This window comes from Pseudarthrobacter sp. NPDC092202 (assembly GCF_044755505.1).
GTDB lineage: Bacteria > Actinomycetota > Actinomycetes > Actinomycetales > Micrococcaceae > Arthrobacter.
On record NZ_JBIVRG010000007.1, the window covers coordinates 1 to 19731 of the forward strand.

The following is a 19731-nucleotide window of genomic DNA, read 5'->3' on the forward strand; positions in this document are numbered from 1 at the left end:
GCTCGGCTTCCGCAACCTCGCGAACTACACAGCCAGGAGCCTGCTCGAGGCCGGAGGTTTCAGACCCTCGCTACACCCTTGATTCCGAAGAGCCCATTTCGTGGCCGTCCACCCCGATGACGGACAGCTCCTCGGGAATCCGCAACCCGAGGTCACGTGCCGCCAGCATTGCGCCGAACGCCATCTCGTCGGAGGCGCAGAAGATGGCGGTGGGCCGTTCCTCCGCATCCGCCAGCAGCTGCTTCGTCTCCTTGTACGCATCGTTCGCCGAGTAGTCGGAAATGAGGGACCACGCCTCGCGCAGGGGCAGGCCCGCCTCCGCCATCGCTTCCTCGTAGCCGGCGCGGCGGCCGCTGGAGATCTCGAAGTTCCTGCCATACTCGTGCTCGCCGCCGAGGTGCGCCACCCGTGAGTGCCCCAGGCTGATCAGGTGGTTGGTGGCGCGGCGGCCCACCTCCACGTCATCGATCCGGAGAGTGGGGATTTCAGGCAGCGGACCGCCCACGCCCACCACCGGAATCCCGGCGGCCAGGATCTGTTCGGTCTCGTGGGCGTTGAGCTGGAGAGAGACGGCCAGGACGCCGTCGAGCCTCTTGCGCAGGAGGAAGTCCCCCAGCACGGACTCCCGGTAGCGGTCGCCCTGGAAGTCGTAGAGGGTGAGGTCGTAGCCGGCGTCCATCAGGGCTGAATTGGCGCCCTCGAGCAGCGTGGCAAAGTACCACCTGTTGACGAAGGGGAGGACCACTCCAATGTTGTGGCTGCGCCCGCTCGCCAGGCTGGAGGCGTGGTAGGACATGACAAAGCCGAGTTCGCTGGCGGCGGCGGTCACGGCCTCCCTTGCCCGGGCGGACACACTGCCCTTCCCGCTCAAAGCCCGCGACGCCGTCGCCTGCGAAACACCCGCCAAACGTGCTACATCCCTGATTCCTGCCACTGACCCTCTGATGCTCCGCTTGGCCCCATGCGCAGCCAGATGCACTGCGCAGGACCCAGTTTACGCTGGGCGGCAGCGTCCCCATCCGTGCTGAGCAGGATCTCCAGGCCGGGCAGGTCAACCGGCGCCTCGCCCATGTTCATCATCACCAGCACTCCGTTGTTCACGAACGTCACGCAGTCCGAGGCCGAGGACCCTTCAAGCCAGTCCAGGGAACCGGCGCCGAGCTTCAGGTCGCGGCGGAGCCCCAGGGCCCGGCGGTACAGCGACAGGACGGAGGTCCCGTCCCGGTCCTGCACGTCCCGGGACAGCGCGGCCCATTCTTCCGGCTGCGGCAGCCAGGACTCGCCTGTGCTGTTGAAGCCGAATGCCGGCGCGTCCGCCTCCCAGGGCAGGGGCACCCGGCAGCCGTCCCGGCCGATGCGTTCTCCCGCGGTGCGCCGGAACGAGGGGTCCTGTCGGAACGCGTGGTCCATGGTGGTGTGATCGGGCAGGCCCAGCTCTTCACCCTGGTACAGGTACACGCCACCGGGCAGGGCGAGCATGAGCATCGAAGCCGCGGCGGCGCGCCGCAGGCCCAGTTCCGCGTCAGGCTGGACATCTTCGGCGCCCAGGCCGTCGCCGGGGCGGGCTGCGGGCTCCACCATGCCGAAGCGCGTTGCGTGCCGGACGACGTCGTGGTTTGAAAGGACCCAGGTGGTGGGCGCCCCGACCGAATCGAACATCCGCAGGGAGCTCTCGATCACGGCACGCAGCCGGGCCGGGTCCCACGGGGTGCCAAGGTAGGCGAAGTTGAACGCCTGGTGCATCTGGTCCGGCAGGACCCAGTTAGTCAGCCGGGACAGGGGATCGATGCTGGCTTCGGCGCAAAGGATGCGGTCGCCGTCGAACTCGGCCAGGACCTCGCGCCACCTGCGGTAGATGTCATGGATCTCCGGCTGCCCGAACATCGGCGCAAGGTGGCCCGGGAAGTCGTCGGTACTGACGCCGTCGGGCCTGCCGTGCCAGTCCGGCAGGCCATCGGCCTTGACCAGGGCGTGCGCCACGTCCACCCGGAAGCCGGCAACGCCGCGCTGGAGCCAGAAGCGTAGGACGCGTTCGAACTCGGCGTGCACGGCAGGGTTGTCCCAGTTGAAGTCCGGCTGGGAGTAATCGAAAAGGTGCACGTACCACTGCCCGGGTTCACCGGAGGGCTCGGTGATGCGGGTCCAGGCCGGGCCGCCGAAGTGCGACTGCCAGTTGTTGGGCGGCAGCTCCCCAAACTCCCCGCGGCCGTCCCGGAAAATGAACATCTCCCGTTCAGGGCTGCCCGGCCCTGCCTGGAGCGCGGCCTGGAACAGGGCATGGTCGGAAGAGCAATGGTTCGGCACGAGGTCGATGATCACCCGGATGCCCAGCGAATCTGCCCGGGCCACCAGCGCATCGAAGTCGTCCAGGGTGCCGAAGACGGGATCGACATCGCAGTAATCAGCGACGTCATACCCGCCGTCCCGTTGCGGCGAAACGTAGAAGGGTGAGAGCCACACGGCGTCGACGTCCAGCGCTGCCAGCTGGTGCAGCTCGGCCGTGATGCCGGGCAGGTCGCCTTCGCCGTCGCCGTTGAGGTCCCGGAACGAGCGGGGGTAGATCTGGTAAATCACCGAGGACCGCCACCATTCCGTGCCGTGGTCGGCGGGGTGGACCGGCACCAGTTGGAGGGCGGAGACGTCGGACTCGTCGAGCATGAGTGTGTTGGTCATCCGGTTATGTTAGCCGTCCTTCCACGAAAAATGGAACGGCTTCCACTCAACATTTGGAGGGAATTCTTTAATTCGCAGAGCGTGTGGACGTTCTAATTGGAATCGCTTACAGTTGTGACTTGTCTCACCGCCGGGATAGGCGCCTTACAGCCGGTATCTCCGCAGGGCGGGCATTTTCTTACACCGGGCAGTTGCCCAATTCATGAAGGAGGCGCATCGGTGCGCACAGCTCTTACCAAGCCCTTGGTCCGCAAGGCCAGGCTTTCACTCACGACGGCGGCCGCCGTCTCCCTGATGCTTCTCGCCTCAGGCTGCTCCGGCGGACAGGCCCCGGCAGGAGACGCATCAGGCGCTGCCTCCGAAAGTGCGGCAGCTGCCCCGCGGGCGGGAGAATCCGCCTCCGGCGAGGCACCCGCACGCGGGGAAGCCGACCTCGTCATCTGGGCCAACGGCCCCGTGGTCCAGGCGCTGCAGCCCATCGCGGACAAGTTCGGCGAGGAGAACGGCATCACGGTGGAAGTCCAGACCGTGGCCACCGAACTGCAGACCAACTTCGTCACGGCCAACGCATCAGGCAACGGCCCGGACATTGTGATGGGAGCCCACGACTGGATCGGCAACCTGGTCCAGAACGGCGCCATCGATCCCGTCCAGATCACGGCTGAGCAGAAAGCGGACCTCCTGCCTGTCGCCACGGACGCCGTCACTTACAACGGCCAGACCTACGGCATGCCCGCTTCCGTGGAATCCCTGGTGCTCATCCGCAACAAGGCACTTGCCCCCGAGGCGCCGGCTTCCTTCGAGGAGCTGCTCACCGCCGGCAATGCCGCTGTTGCCGCCGGGGCGGCCGAACGGGCGCTGAACCTGCAGGTGGGCCCCAAGGGCGACGCCTACTTCATGCAGCCGCTCTACTCCTCCGCCGGCGGCTACCTCTTCGGCAAAAAGGCCGATGGCAGCTTTGACACCGCTGACCTCGGGGTTGGCAAGGAGGGCTCCATCGCAGCTGCCCAAAAGATCGCTGAGCTGGGCGAAAAGGGCTCCAAAATCCTCAGCAGCTCCGTCAGCGCCGACAACTCCATTGCGCTGTTCAACCAGGGCAAGACAGCCTTCATGGTGAACGGCCCCTGGGCTCTTGGCGACGTGAAGAAAGCCGGGATTGACTACGGCCTGAGCGCCGTTCCGGGCTTCGCCGGCATGCAGCCCGCCCAGCCCTTCACCGGCGTGCAGTCGTTCTACGTCGCGTCCAAGGGCAAGAACAAGTCCTTCGCCGAAACCTTTGTCCAGACGGCCGCATCGCAGAAGGAAACCCAGCGCGCCCTGTATGAGGCAGTCCGCATCCCGCCGGCGATCGCATCCCTGGTGGAGGAAGTGGCGAAGACCGACCCGGACACCAAGATCGCCGCCGATGCCGCGGCCGCAGGCATCCCCATGCCTTCGCTGCCCCAGATGGCTGCCGTGTGGGCACCGCTGGGCCAGGCGGAGGCCGCCATCGCCGGTGGCGCAGACCCCGCGGCCACCATGGAGCAGGCCGGCCAGACAATCGCCGGTGCGCTGAAGTAACACCGGCGATGACCACCCGAACCAAGAACACCTCGGGGAAGGCGGTGGGGTCCGGACTTTCGCTGGGCTCCACCGCGTCGGTCCCCGCACTGCTGGCCAAGATCCTTGGGCTTGGCGCCGTGCTTGGGACCGCTGTGTCCCTGACGCCGCTGCTGATTGCCGGCGGCGAGTGGGGCATGCTCATCGGACTGTGGGCCGGCGCGGCCGGGCTTCTGGCCGTCTATTCCACGAAACGCCTGGTGCCGCTGAAGTACCTGCTGCCGGGCACCCTGCTCCTCACGGTCTTCGTCCTCCTGCCGATTCTTTCCACCGTGCAGCTTTCCTTCACCAACTCAGGCGACGGGACCCGGGGGTCCAAGGAGGACGCGGTATCCACCATCGTCCGGAACTCCGTGACCCAGCTGCCCGAATCCAGGACCTTCAACCTCACGGTGGGCACCGAAGGGTCCGCCGCCGATGGCCCCTTCACGTTCTTCCTGGTGGAGACACCGTCGAACGATGTTTTTGCCGGTGACGGGCAGGGACTGCGCCCGCTTGCCGCGGAGGACGTGACGGTCGACGGCGGCTACGTCCGCGCTGTGGACGGGTACCAGATCCTCACCGGCAAGGAAGTCAACGCCGCCGGGGCGAAGATCAGCGGACTGACCGTTCCCACGGACAAGGGCGCCATCCGCGCACAGGGCATCAACCGTGCCTTTGAGGGGGTCCAGACCTTGACCTACGACGCCGGAACGGACAGCATCGCCGATGCGGTTTCCGGGAAGGTCTTCACCGTCCAGCAGTTCGGAGACCGGGAATACTTTGCCGATGCCAGCGGTAGCAAGGGATTCGACCAGAGCTGGGAAAAGAACGTCGGCTTTGCCAACTACGTCCGGCTCTTTACCGACCCCCAGGTCCGTGACGCCCTCCTGGGCTCCTTCGTGTGGACGCTCGTCTTCGCCGTCGGCTCGGTGGCCACCACCTTCGTCGTCGGACTCCTCCTGGCCAGCGCCCTCAATGACCCCCGCATCCGCGGACTCAAGCTCTACCGGGCCGTCATCATTGTTCCCTACGCCATCCCGGTGTTCATCTCCTTCATCGTGTGGCAGAGCTTCTACAACAAGGACTTCGGGCTCATCAATTCAATGCTCGGCGGAGCCAAGATCGACTGGCTGGGCGATCCTTTCCTGGCCAAGGTGGCCGTGCTGCTGACGAATCTTTGGGTGGGCTTCCCCTACATGTTCCTGATTGCCACAGGTGCGCTGCAGGCGCTGCCGCAGGACATCGCAGAGGCGGCAAAAATCGACGGCGCCGGCTCCTGGACCACCTTCACCAGGGTCCAGTTCCCGCTGCTGCTGGTGGCCGTTGCGCCGCTGCTGGTGTCCTCGTTCGCATTCAACTTCAACAACTTCAACGTCATCCAGCTGGTCACCGGAGGCGGTCCCTTCCCTGCCGGCGGCGGTCAGATCGGCGCCACCGACATTCTGATCAGCGGCGCCTATCGCATCGCGTTCGGCGGTGCCGGCGCCGAGTTCGGTTTCGCCTCGGCAATCTCCGTAGTCCTGTTCATTGTCACGGCAGTGCTCGCAGGCATCCAGTTCCGCTACACCAAAGCCTTGGAGGATGTGCGATGACCAACCTGCTCACGGAAGCACCGGCAGAAAAAGGTGCACCGCCGCGCCGGACCAACATGCTGGTCCGCAAGGACGGGCTTGAGCTGCCCCGCGGCAGGCGGTGGTGGCGGGAAGTGGGCTGGCGGCACATGGTGGGCCTGGCGGGCGTCGCCTTTGCCGGGTTCCCCGTGCTCTACATCATTTCCGCGGCGTTCAACCCGCTGGGCAGCGTGGCCACCACGGAACTGGTTCCTACCACGTTCAGCCTGGTCAACTTCGAGACCCTGCTGGGCGGCTCCAAGGGGCCGTATGGAACCTGGTACCTGAACACGCTGGTCCTTTGCACTGTGGTTTCCGTGGCGCAGGTCCTGCTGAGCACGCTTGCAGCCTACGCGTTCTCCCGCTTCCGCTTCTACGGGCGCCGCGGCGGCCTGCTGGCGCTGCTCCTGGTCCAGATGTTCCCGCAGTTCCTGGCCATCGTGGCCCTGTTCCTCATGATCGCGAAGTTCGGCGAGGTGGTGCCGGCCATCGGGCTGAACACCCTGGCCGGCTATGCACTGGTGCTCATGGGCGGGGCGCTGGGGCAGGTCTGGCTCATCAAGGGCTTCTTCGATTCCATTCCGCATGAGCTCGACGAGGCGGCACGGATCGACGGGGCGGGACACTTCCGGACGTTCACCAGTGTGATCCTCCCGCTGATCACACCGGTGCTGGCCGTGACCGGACTGCTGGCGTTCGTGGCCGTCATTGGCGAGTACATCCTGGCGAGCATCTTCCTGACGGACAACGGCGTCAAGACACTGGCAGTTGGCATGTTCGGCATCATCGCAGGCGACCGCAGCAACAACCTCGGCGTCTTCGCCGCCGGATCGGTGATGATCGCGCTGCCGGTGCTCCTCCTGTTCCTTTACCTGCAGAAGTTCATTGTGGGTGGACTCACGGCCGGGTCCGTCAAATAGGGGAGGGCAGCCCGGAATAGTCAGCTTGCTTATGACTTTTCTTCTTCTTAGGCTGGAAGTTGTCCGGCAAGCAAAACTCTCGGGCCGCGGCCGGCGCCAGTTAACAGGTGCCGGCCCGGCCCAGGCCAGGAGGAGAAAATGTCAGAACACAGCATCGCAGGCAAGAAGGTCGCATTCCTGCTGACGGACGGCGTGGAGCAGGTTGAGCTCACCAGTCCCTGGCAGGCAGTGAAGGACGCCGGCGGCCAGCCCACCCTGGTGGCACCCAAGAGCGGAAAGCTGCAGGGGTACAACGGCACTGAAAAAGGTGACACGTTCAGCGTCGACCTCACCGTCGCGGAGGCAAATGCCTCCGACTACGACGCCCTGGTCCTTCCCGGCGGCGTCGTCAACGCCGACCATCTGCGCGTGGACAAGGACGCCCAGAGCTTCACCCGGAGCTTCTTCGAGCAGCACAAGCCGGTGGCTTCCATCTGCCACGGCCCCTGGCTCCTCATCGAAGCCGGTGTCCTGACGGGAAGGAACGTCACGTCCTACCACACCCTGGCGACCGACCTGAAGAACGCGGGCGCCAACTGGTCCGATGAGGAAGTGGTGGTGGACCAGGGTCTGGTGACCAGCCGCAACCCTGACGATCTCCCCGCTTTCAACAGCAAGCTGGTGGAGGAAATCTCGGAAGGCCGGCACGCCGGCCAGACGGCCTAAAACTGCGGGGGCTGCCGGCAGCGCAGCCCCCAGGTGTTCCCTCAGGGTTTTAGAAATGTTCCGGTGCCGGGAATTAGTCCAACCGGTAGAGTGTTGGCATCTGCAGCGGCCATCCCCGCGCACCACTCAAAACACTCCCTGAGGGAACACCCATGTCTACCGAAGTCTCGCCGAACGCAAGCGGCCAGTCCGTCAACACCGAAGGATCCAGGCCCGCCGCCGCGCCGGAGAAGATGTCCCGCGAATCGGTGACCATCATCAGCACGCTGTTGGTGGCCACGTTCGTGGTAATCCTCAACGAGACCATCATGAACGTTGCCCTGCAGCGGCTCATGGTGGACCTGCAGGTGGATGCGCCCACCGTCCAGTGGCTCTCCACCGGCTTCATGCTCACCATGGCCGTGGTCATCCCCACCACCGGTTTTATCCTGCAAACCCTGTCCACCCGGGCCGTCTTCATGCTGGCCATGGGCCTCTTCGCCAGTGGTACTGCCCTCGCCGCCGTGGCCCCCGGGTTCGAGCTGCTGCTGCTGGCCCGCATCATCCAGGCAGGCGGCACCGCAATCATGCTGCCGCTGCTGATGACCACCATCCTCACCCTTGTCCCGCTGGCCAAACGCGGGGCCGTGATGGGCAATGTCAGCATCGCCATCTCCGTCGCTCCGGCCATGGGTCCCACCGTCTCCGGGCTGATCCTGGAGCACTTCACATGGCGCTTCATGTTCGTGTTCGTCCTTCCCGTTGCCCTTGCGGCCCTGGCGATCGGCGCAAAGTACCTGACCAACATCGGCGAAACGGAACGAACCAGGCTCGACGCGCTGTCCGTGGTCCTCACCGTCCCTGCCTTCGGCGGGCTGGTCTATGGCCTCAGCCAGATTGGCGGCGGCCACGGCGGCCAGGCCGGCCCCGGAACCACAGCTGTTGCCGCCCTGGTGATCGGTGTGGCCAGCCTCGCGGTCTTCGTCCTGCGGCAGGTGCGGCTTCAGAAGGCCGAAGCCCCGCTGCTGGACCTTCGCGCGTTCAACTTCCGGATGTTCACGGTCTCCGTGCTGCTGATGGTGGTGGCCATGATGGCCCTGTTTGGCGGCGTCATCCTGCTCCCGCTCTACCTGCAGGAAGTGCGCGGCCTTGGCGCCCTCGAAACGGGCCTGGCGCTGCTCCCCGGCGGCCTGGCCATGGGCCTGCTGGGGCCGGTCATCGGCCGCCTGTTCGACAAGGTGGGGCCGCTGCCGCTCACCACCACCGGGTCCGTCCTGATGGTGCTGTCCCTCTGGCAGTTTTCAATGCTCGACGCCGGCACGTCCGTGGCATGGATCGTCACCCTGCACGTGGGGCTGAGTTTCGGCCTGGCGCTGCTGTTCACCCCGGCGTTCACCACCGGCCTGAACCCGCTGCCGCCGCACCTTTACTCCCACGGCTCGGCCATCATGAGCACCACCCAGCAGGTGGCCGGCGCCGCCGGCACCGCGCTGCTGGTGTCCATTTTCGCTGTGGTGTCCGCGTCATCGGGACTCGTCGCGGGGATGAGCGCAGCCTTCATGACGGCAACCGTGATCTCCCTTGCCGCCGTCGTACTCTCCGCCATGATGCGCAAGACCGAAGGTGCCGTCCCGGCCCACGCGGCCCACTGACCAAACTGGGTAGCAGCAGATGCCGGAATGAGCCGTCAAACGGACATCTGCTGCTACTTGGATGGGGTCAGCCGGCGTAGAAGTCGGCGAGTTCCTTGATCAGCTTGTCCGGGGCCTTGATGACGCCGTCGTGGCCGTGGCCGGGGAGGATGGTGTAGCTGGAGCCGGAGAGCACGTCGTGGATCTGGCCGCAGGCAATCCCGAAGTACGCCGGGCTCTTCTCGCCCACCACAATCAGTGTCTCCAGCGGCAGCGCCAGGAACGGCTCGGCCGGCATGTCCGCGGCAATGATCGCTTTGATCTCGCGGACGCCGGTGCGCATCATCTCCCGCTGCTGCTTGCCCTCCGAGGTGCCGGCCGTGAGCTTGTTGGCCAGGGTCAGCATGGAGAGCGGCATGCGGGACGAAAACGCGCCGCCGGCTTCAAGCCCGCGCTGCAGCACGGCCAGTGCGCGGTCGTCGTCGCCGGCAGCGGCGGCACGCTCGTACTCCGCCGTCCAGTCCGCCTTGACGCTGTGGTTCACGGAGACGGCGGGATCGTACACGGCCAGCCGCTCAACGGGCAGCGTCCGGGCTGCGTGCAGCGCAACGGCGCCGCCGAAGCTGTGGCCGAACACATCCGTGCTGGACGTATGTTTCATGACCGTCTGCAGATCGCGGATGTCCACGTCCAGCGTGTAATCCTCCGGCTGGGGCGACGACGAACCGCGGCCGCGCCTGTTGAACGTGTGCACCGGCCGGCCCAGCGCGGCGCTGAGCTTCTGCGCGAACCTGGTGTAATCCGCAGCAGTCACCATGGAAGGCGGGACAATAACAACGCCCGAACCGGCGGAAGCGAGTTCGGCACCCGTGGAGAAGAGCTCCAGCGTGCCGCCGTCGGGGGTCCTGATGTTCTCACGCGTCATGTTCCGAGCCTAGCTGAGCAACCTGATTGCAGGCACCACGCTGCGCTCCGGGAGAACAGTGGCTGCAGCCGGCCGCGGTCAGCCGAGGCGTGCGATGAGCGCCGCGCCCTGTTCCCGGATGGCAGGCAGGTCTGCGTCCAGCCCGCACAGGATCAGTCCCGCGTCCGCAGCCTGCAGCGGCGATTCCGGGGTTGCCATCCCGTCCGCCCGGAGATTGATCAGCGATTCCACCAGGCGGAACGCCAGGTCTCCCGGGCTGGACTGCCAGTTGGGCGCTGTGACGGCGGGGGGCAGGGCTGCGCCCAGCTCCCGGTACAGGTTGCGCAGTTCCTGCCGGTCGGCCAGGAACCGGGTAAAGCGGCCGCTGCGCGCTTCGGGCAGGTGGTAGAGGATTCCGAGGTTCCAGCGGGTGCTGCACAGTTGCGTTCCGTCGTAGAGGGCGACGGCGTGAAGGCGGCTTGCTGCCTCTCCTTTGGCTGGCGGCAGGGCGGCCACCGCCCGGGCAAACTCCAGCCCTGCCAGGACGGTGCCCTCCAGCAGGTCCTCAAGGATGTCGTCCTTGGTCTTGAAGTGGTGGTAGAGCGAGGACTGCCTGATTCCCACGGCATCCGCTATGGACCGCGTGGACGTGGTGGCGAACCCCTGCGTGGTGAACAGCTCAGCGGCTGCGTCAAGGATTTCGTCCCGGGCTGTGGCCCCTGGCCTGGAGGGCTGTTGGCTGCGAGGGCGTCCCGGTCCGGCTGAAGTCACCGCATCATTCTTGCATTGCCTCACCACGGATGCGGCGCCTGGATCCGTGGTGAGGGATTGGAAATACTGCCGAAACAAGATGTCTATCCGCCTTTTACAGGGGTGAAACTCCCCGGGGACATCCCGCTGGAAAACTATCAAGTGACCGGTATTCCGCAGCTTTCGGCCGAGTGCTGCAGTACCGGCGGCCCCCGCCACGCATTCCAGCCCCCCGGAGAATCTGATGACTTCAACCGTTCTTCCCACCGTCCATGCGGACGATGCGGACCTGACGTCCCTGGGCTACCAGCCCACCCTCCACCGCAAACTCGGCCGCTACGCCTCCTTCGCGGCCGGCTTTTCCTTTGTGTCCATCCTGACCACTATTTTCCAGCTCTTCGCGTTCGGCTACTCGTTTGCCGGTCCCGCGTTCTTCTGGACCTGGCCGGTGGTCCTCATTGGCCAGCTGCTGGTGGCCCTGAACTTCGCGGAGCTCGCTGCCCGCTACCCGCTGTCCGGGGCCGTGTACCAGTGGGCCCGCCGGGTGGGCGGGGAAGGGGTGGGCTGGTTCGCAGGATGGTTCATGGCCATTGCCCAGGTGGTGACCGCCGCGGCCGCTGCCATCGCCCTGCAGGTGGTGCTGCCCCAGCTGTGGGACGGCTTCCAGGTGGTGGGCGGTGATCCCGCACTGAACACCGTTACCGGCGCCGCCAACGCCGTGATCCTTGGAGCAGTCCTCCTGGTGGCCACCACCATCATCAACTCGCTCGGCGTCAAGCTCATGGCCTACGTAAACTCGGTCGGCGTCACCTGCGAAATCGTCGGCGTCGTGGCCGTAATCCTTGCCCTCATCAGCGCCGCCCAGCGCGGACCGGGAGTGGTTGCGGACACCACGGTCCTCCACACATCGGACCTCGGCGCAGTGGGGGCCTTCCTGGTCTCGGGCCTGATGGCCGCCTACGTGATGGTGGGCTTCAACTCCGCCGGCGAACTCTCGGAAGAAACCAAGGACCCCCGCCGCACGGCCCCGCGGACCATTCTTTCGGCGCTTCTCATTTCGGGCATCGGCGGGGCGCTCATGATCATCACGGCCCTGATGGCAGCACCCAGCCTCGACGACGGCCGCCTCGCCACCGAAGGCCTGCCCTACGTCCTCACCGCCGTCCTGGGCACCTTCTGGGGCAAGGTGCTGCTGGTGGACGTCGCCATCGCCATCTTCGTCTGCACTCTTGCCATCCAGACCGCCGGTTCCCGCCTGGTGTTCTCCATGGCACGGGACGGCAAGCTCCCCGCATCCGCGCTGCTCTCCTCCGTCCACCCCACCCGCGGCACCCCCATGTGGCCGTCCATCGTCATCGGGGCCCTGGCCGTGGGCGTCCTCGCCATCAATGTGGGGAACGCGGCACTCTTCACCACCCTTTGCAGCGTCTGCATCGTGATGGTCTACCTCGCCTATCTCCTGGTCACCGTGCCGCAGCTCATTAACCGCCTCCGCGGCGACTGGAACCGGGTGGGGCAGACCCTGCCGGCCGGCCTCTTCTCCCTGGGCCGCTGGGGCCTCCCCGTGAACCTCCTCGCCGTCCTCTACGGTGCCGTGATGGTGGTCAACCTCGCCTGGCCGCGGCCCGAGGTCTACGACCCCTCCGGTGAAAACGGGATCCTGCTCTACTCGGCACCGCTGATGGTCACCGTGGTCCTGCTCCTGGGCATCTGGGTGCGGCGCCGGAACCTCGCGGCCAGCGCCTGAGCCAGTCCCGAACAGTTCAACAGCCCTTCTCCAGAACCAGCACAGGATCGACATGACACAAGTAACCGAAAGCCCGGCCACCGGCACCGCCACCACCGCAGGCGCCCGCGCCCACGCCCGGGAGCAGCACGGCAGGACCGTGGAGACCATGCGTTTCGTGCCCGCTTCCACGGCCCCGGCGCGCCTGACGGAAGGACTGCCCGACGGCGCGTCCCCTACTTGGGCTGAATCCCTCGCCTTTGGACGCTACACCACGATGTCCCTGGCCCGGGGCACCCGGATCAGGCTCACCGACACCTCCGGTGACGCCTGCGTGCACACCCTCCTCTACCGCGCCGGAGCCCTCCACGAGCGGCTCAACGTGGCGGACACCGTCAAGGCCCCCTGGCAGGCCTACCCGGGCATGGGCCACCCGCTCCTGTCCGATGCCGGGCGCCTGATGGCCACCATCGTGGCGGACACCTCCTCCCGGCACGACGCCCTGACCGGTGCCACCACCCTGGAAGGCAACGCGGCCCGGTACGGTGCCGGAACCGCCCACAGCGCATCTCCCGCGGCCCGCGAGCTGCTCACCCTTGGCGCACTCAAGAGCGGACTGGGGCCCGCCGATGTGGCGCCGTCGTTGTCCTTCTTCAAAGGCATCACCGTGGACCCTGCCGGCAGCATTGCCTTCACCGGAAGCGCAGGCCCGGGAGCCGCCGTCGAACTCCTGCTCCAGATGGACGCAGTCCTGGTGCTGGCCAACACCGCACACCCGCTGGACCCCCGCCCGGACTTCACCGGGGCCGCAGTGGACATTGTTGCCTGGCACGCGCCGCAGGACCTCGCGGCCCTCGCAGCGGGCACCCTCACCGGAGCCCTGCCCCCTGAACACCTGCAGGCACTGCAGAACACCGAACACGATCTCACCGCAAGGAACGCCCGATGAAAACCGCCACCTCCGCCGCTCCTGCCGCTGATGCCCGCCGGACAGCCCTCGCCCCCGGAGACGTGGTCCTTGACGAATACGTCGAGGCACGCGGTCCCTGGTCCGCCGTCGTGGCCGCCGGGGACGTGCTGACCATTGTGGACCTGGAAGGCAACCAGGCCGTGGACTGCCTGCTCTATGCAGCCGGGGACACCACCGTGCGCTACTCGGCAGCCGCCACCATCGCCCGGCAGCAGTCGATCGTCCTCACCACGGGGTCGGTCCTGCGGGCAGAATCAGGCGCACCGCTGATGACTGTGGTGGCTGACGAGGTGGGCGTGCACGACACCATCGGCGGCGCCTGCTCGCAGGAATCCAACACCCTGCGCTACGGGCAGCACACCCGCGAACAGCACGCCTGCGTGGAGAACTTCCTGATCGAGGGCTCCCGCTGGGGCCTCGGGAAGCGGGACCTGGTCTCCAACATCAACTGGTTCATGAACGTGCCCGTGGACCCGGACGGCGCCCTGGGCATTGTGGACGGCCTGTCCGCTCCCGGAAAGCGCGTGGCGCTCAAGGCGGAGGTGGACACCCTGGTCCTGGTGTCCAACTGCCCGCAGATCAACAACCCGTGCAACGGCTTCAACCCCACCCCTGTCCGCATGATTGTCACCCGGCCGGAGGCTGCACTGTGAATACTTTCGACACCCTTTTAGTTGCCAACCGCGGCGAGATCGCCTGCCGCATCATCGAGTCCGCCAGGAAGCTGGGACTGCGGACCGTTGCCGTATTCTCCGAAGCGGACCGGGGCGCCAAACACGTCCGGCTGGCCGACGAAGCCGTGCTCCTGGGGCCGGCCCCGGCCAAGGAGTCCTACCTTCGCGTGGACGCCCTGCTGGCCGCGGCCAGGTCCGCCGGGGCCGGTGCCATCCACCCCGGCTATGGATTCCTTTCCGAGGATGCCGCGTTTGCCGAAGCCGTTGAGGCAGCCGGACTGGTGTTCGTGGGGCCCACCGCCGAACAGCTGCGCATCTTCGGCACCAAGCACACGGCACGCGATGCCGCCAAAGCCGCCGGAGTGCCGATGATCGCCGGATCCGGCCTGCTGGCGGACGTTGACGACGCCGTTGCTGCGGCCGCCACTATTGGCTTTCCGCTGATGCTCAAGGCCACCGGCGGCGGCGGGGGCATCGGCATGACGGTCTGCCGCGACGAGGCCGAACTCGCGGAGAGCTTTCCCCGCGTGGCCCGCCTGGCCGGTGCCAGTTTCGGCACCGCCGGCGTCTTCGCCGAACGGTACGTGGAGAACGCCCGCCACATCGAGGTCCAGGTGTTCGGCGACGGCGAAGGCCGGGTGGTCAGCCTGGGCGACAGGGACTGCTCCCTCCAGCGCCGCCACCAGAAGGTCCTCGAGGAGGCGCCCGCCCCGGACCTGCCGGACGGGCTGCGCGAGGAACTGCACCGCAGCTCCCGTGCCCTGTGCGCGTCCCTTAACTACCGCTCCGCCGGGACCGTGGAGTTCGTCTACGACACCGCCCGCCAGGAGGCATCCTTCCTGGAGGTCAACGCCCGGCTGCAGGTGGAGCACCCCGTCACCGAGGCAGTCACCGGCGTGGACCTGGTGGAGTGGATGCTCCGCCTGGCCCAGGGCGGCCCCGAAGCGGCGTCGGTCCTGGCGGACCGGCCGGACAGCCTGCCCGTTTCGGGCCACGCCGTTGAGGCGCGCGTCTATGCCGAGGACCCGGCCCGCGGCTTCCAGCCCAGCGCAGGCACAGTGACCAACGCCGTCTACCCCGCCTCCGCCGATGTGCGCGTGGACGCCTGGGCGGAAACAGGCACCGAAGTGTCAACCAACTACGATCCCCTCCTAGGCAAGATCATCACCTCCGGCCAATCCCGCACTGAGGCCTTCGACCGGCTGGCAGCCGCGCTCGCCGGCACCCGGATCGACGGGATCGAGACCAACCTGGGGATGCTCCGCGCGGCCACGGGACTGGACGTGGTCCGCACCGTGCAGCACTCCACCAGCACGCTGGACAACGTGGGGGACCCCGAACCCCGCATCACCGTGGGCCGCCCCGGCCTCCAGACCAGCGTCCAGGACTGGCCCGGCCGGACCGGCCTGTGGCAGATCGGCGTGCCGCCGAGCGGGCCCATGGATGACTTGTCCTTCCGGCTCGGCAACACCGCCCTGGGCAACCCCGAAGGCGCCCCGGGCCTGGAGTTCACCATGACCGGGCCCTCCCTGACCTTCACGCACGCCACCACTGTCTGCGTCACCGGCGCCGAAGTAACGGTCACCGTCGACGGGAAAGAGGTGCCCGCGTGGACGCCCGTGACCGTCCCGGCGGGCGGAACGCTCGACGCCGGCACGGCCTCCGGCGCCGGGCTCCGCGGCTACATCCTGTTCCAGGGCGGCCTGGACATCCCGCAGTACCTGGGCAGCGCCTCCACGTTCACCCTGGGCCAGTTCGGCGGCCATGCCGGGCGCGTGCTGCGCGCCGGAGACGTCCTCCGCGCAGCAGCACCGGCCGCTGGCGGCGTTAGCGAAAAAATGGCGACGGCGGCAGTTCCCCTGGACAGCCGGCCCGCCCTGGCCTCAACCTGGGAACTTGCCGTGACGGAAGGGCCGCACGGTGCCCCCGAGTTCTTCCGCCGCGAGGACATCGACGAGCTCTATGCGTCCGAGTACGAGGTCCACTTCAACTCCGCCCGCACCGGCGTGCGGCTCATCGGCCCCAAGCCGCGCTGGGCACGTACCGACGGCGGCGAGGCCGGCCTGCATCCGTCCAACATCCACGACACCGCCTATTCAGTTGGTGCGCTGGATTTCACGGGTGACACCCCCATCCTGCTCGGTCCGGACGGACCCAGCCTGGGCGGGTTCGTCTGCCCGGTGACCGTGGTGACCGCCGACCGCTGGAAGCTCGGGCAGCTCCGGCCAGGCGACAAGGTACGGTTCGTTCCCGTCCGCGTCAGCCAGGCGCCGTCGGCCACGGATCTTGGCCCGGGCCGCCAGCTGGTCCTGCCGGGCGACGACGGGTGGTCAGGCAACTTCTCAACAAGCCTTCCAGCGGCCGCACCTGCGCCCGCCGCCGGCCGTCCCGAACGTACGGCGCGGGGTGACGGCGACGACGGCGTCCTGGGCCGGGTGCCGGAAGGTCCCGGAAGGCCTGCGGTCACCTACCGGCGCTCCGGTGATGACAACCTGCTGGTGGAATACGGGGAGATGGTCCTGGACCTTGGCCTCCGTGCCAGGGTGCACGCCCTGCACCAGCACCTTGAGCAGCTCCGACTGCCCGGGATCGTGGACCTGACCCCGGGAATCCGCTCCCTCCAGATCAAGGTTAACCCGTCGGTCCTGTCCACGAAGAAGCTGCTGGGACTCGTCCAGGAAATCGAGGCAGCCCTGCCGGCGAGCTCGGAGCTGGTGGTTCCCAGCCGCACCGTGCACCTACCGCTGTCCTGGGACGACCCCGCCACCCGGGAAGCTATTGAACGCTACATGGCCGGTGTCCGGGACGATGCCCCCTGGTGCCCCTGGAACATCGAGTTCATCCGGCGGATCAACGGCCTGGATTCGGTCAACGACGTGTTCGACACCGTCTTCAACGCCGAATACCTGGTCCTCGGCCTGGGCGACGTCTACCTGGGCGCCCCCGTTGCAACGCCGCTGGATCCCCGCCACCGGCTGGTCACCACCAAGTACAACCCGGCCCGCACCTGGACACCCGAGAACGCGGTGGGCATTGGTGGCGCGTACATGTGCATCTACGGCATGGAAGGCCCCGGCGGCTACCAGTTTGTTGGCCGCACCACCCAGGTGTGGTCGCGCTACGCGGACTCCGCCCCGTTCGAACCCGGTTCGCCGTGGCTCCTGCGCTTCTTCGACCGCATCTCCTGGTACCCGGTCAGCCCCGAGGAGCTCCTGGACCTGCGCGCGGACATGGCCGCTGGAAGGGGCCGCGGCGTCGAGATCGCGGACGGCACCTTCTCGCTGGCCGAGCATGAGGTGTTCCTCGAGGAAAACCGCGAATCCATCACGGCGTTCCGTGAGACACAGGGCGCGGCGTTCGCCGTGGAACGGCAGGCGTGGGCCGATGCCGGCGAGTTTGACCGCGCTGACGCTCTTGCCGCTGTTGTGTCACCGGTTGTGGATGAAGTGGCGGTTCCGGACGGCGGGTCACTCGTGGCCGCGCCCTTCGCGGCGAGCGTCTGGAAGGTCGATGTCAAGGAAGGGGACCGGGTGGTGCAGGGCCAGCCGCTGGTGTCCCTTGAGGCGATGAAGATGGAAACCGTGCTCGAAGCGCCATGCGACGGCGTGGTGGTGCGGGTCCTGCCGGCCGCGGGCTCGCAGGTTGTTGCGGGTGAGGCCGTGGTGGTCCTCGGCACGGTGGACGCGGAAACCGGGGCCGTCATCGAAGCACAGGAACTGGAAGAGGCAGCAGTATGACCAGCACAACCACCGGCAAGGCCGCCACGCGGGTCCGGGCCGCCCTCGCCGCCGTGGACGCGGTGGACCGGCCGGAAATCTGGATCACCCTCCGCGGGGCGGACGAGCTCCTCGCCGAAGCCGCTGCGATCGACACCGCCGCTGCAGGCGGTGCGGACCTGCCGCTCGCCGGGCTCCTGCTCGCCGTCAAGAACAATGTTGACGTGGCGGGCATCCCCACCACGGCGGCCTGCCCCGGCTTTGCGTACACGCCGGAACAGGACGCGGAAGCAGTGGCCCGGCTGCGTGCTGCCGGCGCCCTGGTCCTGGGCGCCACCAACCTGGACCAGTTCGCCACCGGGCTCGTCGGCACACGGAGCCCGCACGGTGCGGTCCGCGATTCCCGCCGCCCGGACTTCATTTCCGGCGGTTCCAGCTCCGGCTCCGCGGTTGCCGTGGCACTGGGCCTGGTGGACATAGCGATCGGGACGGACACCGCCGGCTCGGGCCGGGTGCCCGCCGGGCTGCAGGGAATCGTGGGCATCAAGCCGACGCTGCACGTGGTGTCCACGGCCGGGGTGGTGCCGGCCTGCCGGTCCTGGGATGCCGTCACCATCTTTGCCCGCCATCTGTCTACGGCAGAACTCGCCATGGGGGTCATGGCTGGAGGTGCGCGGCCGTGGCCGGCGAGTATCCGGCTGGCTGCGCCGGAGCGGCCACGTGTTGCGTACCCGGCAAGCCTTCCGGCGCTGCCCGCATCCTGGGCCGCGGAGTTCCACCGGAACATCCACCGGCTGCGGGAGCTGGGCGTGGAAGCTGAAGCCATCGAATTCGATGCCTTCCTCGACGCTGCCCGGCTGCTGTACGACGGCGGGCTTGTGGCTGAGCGCTACGCCGCCGTCGGCGCATTCCTTGACGGCGGATTCCTTGAAAAGCGCGACGGCGGCGCTGGCACTCCGGCGGGCATCGACCCCACCGTGGAGGGCATCATCCGGGCCGCGGGCAAAGTGTCTGCCCACCGGTACGTGGCTGATACGGCCAGGCTGGAAGCGCTGAAGGACAGGGCGATGGCCCAGCTGGAAGGGTGTGATGCGCTGCTGATCCCCACCGCCCCGTTGCACCCCACCCTTGCCGAGGTGGCCGCGGATCCGGTGGGCGTGAACTCGCTGATGGGGACCTACACGAACTTCTGCAACCTGTTCGACCTGTGCGCGGTAGCGGTGCCGGCCGGTGACGTGGACGGCGCTCAGTTCGGCCTGACCGTGGTGGGCCGGACTTTCGACGACGCCGTTGCCGCCGATATTGCGCGCCGGCTGGAGTCAACCCCGGATTTTCCGGCGCTTTTTGCCGGGGGAGCGGCGCCGGCGCACGAAGCTGCCAATCCGTCGTCGTCCGTTCCGTGGCCGCTGGCCGCAGGTGCCAAGGCCGTGCCGCTCGTTGTGGTGGGCGCGCACCGCAAGGGCCAGCCGCTGGCGCCGCAGCTGGAAGAACTGGGCGCCGCCTGGGACGGCCCGGTGCTGACCGCGGCCCGCTACCGCATGGTGTCCCTGGACACCGTGCCGCCCAAGCCGGGAGTGTACCGCTCGGACGACGGCGCAGAACTGGTGGGTGAGCGGTGGCTGCTGTCCCCGGCAGGGCTGGGCGCATTCCTGGCTGCCCTGCCCGAACCCATGCTGCTCGGATCCATTGAGCTGGCAGACGGGTCAAAGGCTGTGGGATTTGCCTGCGACGCCGTGGCTGCTGCCGGCGGGGAGGACATCACCCGCTACGGCGACTGGCTGGCGGACCGCACCGGGGGAGGCCAGTCCAGGAGCATCTGGCAGGACCTGGGGGACGCGGCCCTGGCCGGCTTCAGCAGGGGAGAGCGCACCTGACCCCGCCACAGGAGTTTT

General features: G+C 67.5%; 14 protein-coding genes and 1 pseudogene. 10 read left to right on the forward strand and 5 right to left on the reverse strand.

Annotation, left to right across the window (positions count from 1 at the left end; genetic code table 11):
* Positions 1-70: 70 nt before the first annotated feature.
* The 3 genes and pseudogenes from ACIQF4_RS12170 to ACIQF4_RS12180 all read right to left on the reverse strand — a co-directional run bounded on the left by ACIQF4_RS12170 (position 71) and on the right by ACIQF4_RS12180 (position 2673).
* Positions 71-829, reverse strand: coding sequence for a LacI family DNA-binding transcriptional regulator (locus ACIQF4_RS12170; protein ID WP_400579980.1), 759 nt, complete (start codon positions 827-829; stop codon positions 71-73).
* A 27-nt stretch (positions 830-856) separates the two neighbouring features.
* Positions 857-934, reverse strand: a pseudogene (locus ACIQF4_RS12175) (LacI family DNA-binding transcriptional regulator); the annotation flags it as partial.
* Complete coding sequence (locus ACIQF4_RS12180; RefSeq protein WP_400515808.1) at positions 913-2673, reverse strand: alpha-amylase family glycosyl hydrolase; 1761 nt, start codon at positions 2671-2673, stop codon at positions 913-915. The pseudogene ACIQF4_RS12175 and the gene ACIQF4_RS12180, both read right to left, overlap by 22 nt.
* 219 nt (positions 2674-2892) lie before the next feature.
* Between ACIQF4_RS12180 and ACIQF4_RS12185 the strand changes: the two genes are divergently transcribed.
* The 5 genes from ACIQF4_RS12185 to ACIQF4_RS12205 all read left to right on the forward strand — a co-directional run bounded on the left by ACIQF4_RS12185 (position 2893) and on the right by ACIQF4_RS12205 (position 9120).
* Positions 2893-4233 (forward strand): extracellular solute-binding protein, encoded by a 1341-nt coding sequence (locus tag ACIQF4_RS12185; RefSeq protein WP_400515809.1) that lies wholly within the window; start codon positions 2893-2895, stop codon positions 4231-4233.
* An 8-nt stretch (positions 4234-4241) separates the two neighbouring features.
* Entirely contained in the window at positions 4242-5846 is a 1605-nt protein-coding gene (locus ACIQF4_RS12190) for an ABC transporter permease subunit (RefSeq protein ID WP_400515810.1), read from the forward strand.
* On the forward strand, positions 5843-6784 hold the full coding sequence (locus ACIQF4_RS12195) for a sugar ABC transporter permease (protein ID WP_400515811.1): 942 nt from the start codon (positions 5843-5845) through the stop codon (positions 6782-6784). Before ACIQF4_RS12190 ends, ACIQF4_RS12195 begins: the two co-directional genes overlap by 4 nt.
* A 138-nt stretch (positions 6785-6922) precedes the next feature.
* The gene (locus ACIQF4_RS12200) at positions 6923-7489 is read left to right on the forward strand and encodes a type 1 glutamine amidotransferase domain-containing protein (protein ID WP_350001284.1); all 567 of its coding nucleotides are present in this window, start codon (positions 6923-6925) and stop codon (positions 7487-7489) included.
* 152 nt (positions 7490-7641) lie between these two features.
* Entirely contained in the window at positions 7642-9120 is a 1479-nt protein-coding gene (locus tag ACIQF4_RS12205; RefSeq protein WP_400515812.1) for a DHA2 family efflux MFS transporter permease subunit, read from the forward strand.
* A gap of 67 nt (positions 9121-9187) precedes the next feature.
* Here ACIQF4_RS12205 and ACIQF4_RS12210 read toward each other — a convergent pair whose 3' ends face one another.
* A complete protein-coding gene (locus tag ACIQF4_RS12210; RefSeq protein WP_400515813.1) occupies positions 9188-10024 on the reverse strand; it encodes an alpha/beta fold hydrolase in 837 nt (278 codons plus the stop codon).
* 78 nt (positions 10025-10102) lie between these two features.
* Positions 10103-10774: a TetR/AcrR family transcriptional regulator gene (locus ACIQF4_RS12215; RefSeq protein ID WP_400515814.1), complete on the reverse strand. Its 672-nt coding sequence runs from the start codon at positions 10772-10774 to the stop codon at positions 10103-10105.
* 223 nt (positions 10775-10997) lie between these two features.
* Here ACIQF4_RS12215 and ACIQF4_RS12220 point away from each other — a divergent pair, with 223 nt between their 5' ends.
* Genes ACIQF4_RS12220 through atzF form a run of 5 tightly spaced genes read left to right on the forward strand, consistent with a single transcriptional unit; the run spans position 10998 to position 19713 of the window.
* Positions 10998-12500 (forward strand): amino acid permease, encoded by a 1503-nt coding sequence (locus ACIQF4_RS12220; RefSeq protein WP_400515815.1) that lies wholly within the window; start codon positions 10998-11000, stop codon positions 12498-12500.
* 52 nt (positions 12501-12552) lie between these two features.
* Positions 12553-13428 carry an urea amidolyase associated protein UAAP1 gene (locus ACIQF4_RS12225; protein WP_400515816.1) on the forward strand — a complete coding sequence of 292 codons (876 nt, stop codon included), beginning with the start codon at positions 12553-12555 and terminating at the stop codon, positions 13426-13428.
* Complete coding sequence (locus ACIQF4_RS12230) at positions 13425-14102, forward strand: urea amidolyase associated protein UAAP2 (RefSeq protein WP_350001276.1); 678 nt, start codon at positions 13425-13427, stop codon at positions 14100-14102. The genes ACIQF4_RS12225 and ACIQF4_RS12230 overlap by 4 nt, the downstream gene beginning before the upstream one ends.
* The gene (gene uca / locus ACIQF4_RS12235; RefSeq protein ID WP_400515817.1) at positions 14099-17860 is read left to right on the forward strand and encodes an urea carboxylase; all 3762 of its coding nucleotides are present in this window, start codon (positions 14099-14101) and stop codon (positions 17858-17860) included. Before ACIQF4_RS12230 ends, uca begins: the two co-directional genes overlap by 4 nt.
* Entirely contained in the window at positions 17857-19713 is a 1857-nt protein-coding gene (gene atzF, locus ACIQF4_RS12240; RefSeq protein WP_400515818.1) for an allophanate hydrolase, read from the forward strand. Before uca ends, atzF begins: the two co-directional genes overlap by 4 nt.
* Positions 19714-19731: the final 18 nt, after the last annotated feature.

Bases quoted from the DNA above. Each gene is read 5' to 3' on its own strand.
- ACIQF4_RS12205 (WP_400515812.1), top strand. From the start codon at position 7,642: ATGTCTACCGAAGTCTCGCCGAACGCAAGCGGCCAGTCCGTCAACACC.
- ACIQF4_RS12190 (WP_400515810.1), top strand. From the start codon at position 4,242: ATGACCACCCGAACCAAGAACACCTCGGGGAAGGCGGTGGGGTCCGGA.
- atzF (WP_400515818.1), top strand. From the start codon at position 17,857: ATGACCAGCACAACCACCGGCAAGGCCGCCACGCGGGTCCGGGCCGCC.
- ACIQF4_RS12200 (WP_350001284.1), top strand. From the start codon at position 6,923: ATGTCAGAACACAGCATCGCAGGCAAGAAGGTCGCATTCCTGCTGACG.
- ACIQF4_RS12210 (WP_400515813.1), bottom strand. From the start codon at position 10,024: ATGACGCGTGAGAACATCAGGACCCCCGACGGCGGCACGCTGGAGCTC.
- ACIQF4_RS12230 (WP_350001276.1), top strand. From the start codon at position 13,425: ATGAAAACCGCCACCTCCGCCGCTCCTGCCGCTGATGCCCGCCGGACA.
- ACIQF4_RS12180 (WP_400515808.1), bottom strand. From the start codon at position 2,673: ATGACCAACACACTCATGCTCGACGAGTCCGACGTCTCCGCCCTCCAA.
- ACIQF4_RS12225 (WP_400515816.1), top strand. From the start codon at position 12,553: ATGACACAAGTAACCGAAAGCCCGGCCACCGGCACCGCCACCACCGCA.
- ACIQF4_RS12220 (WP_400515815.1), top strand. From the start codon at position 10,998: ATGACTTCAACCGTTCTTCCCACCGTCCATGCGGACGATGCGGACCTG.
- ACIQF4_RS12195 (WP_400515811.1), top strand. From the start codon at position 5,843: ATGACCAACCTGCTCACGGAAGCACCGGCAGAAAAAGGTGCACCGCCG.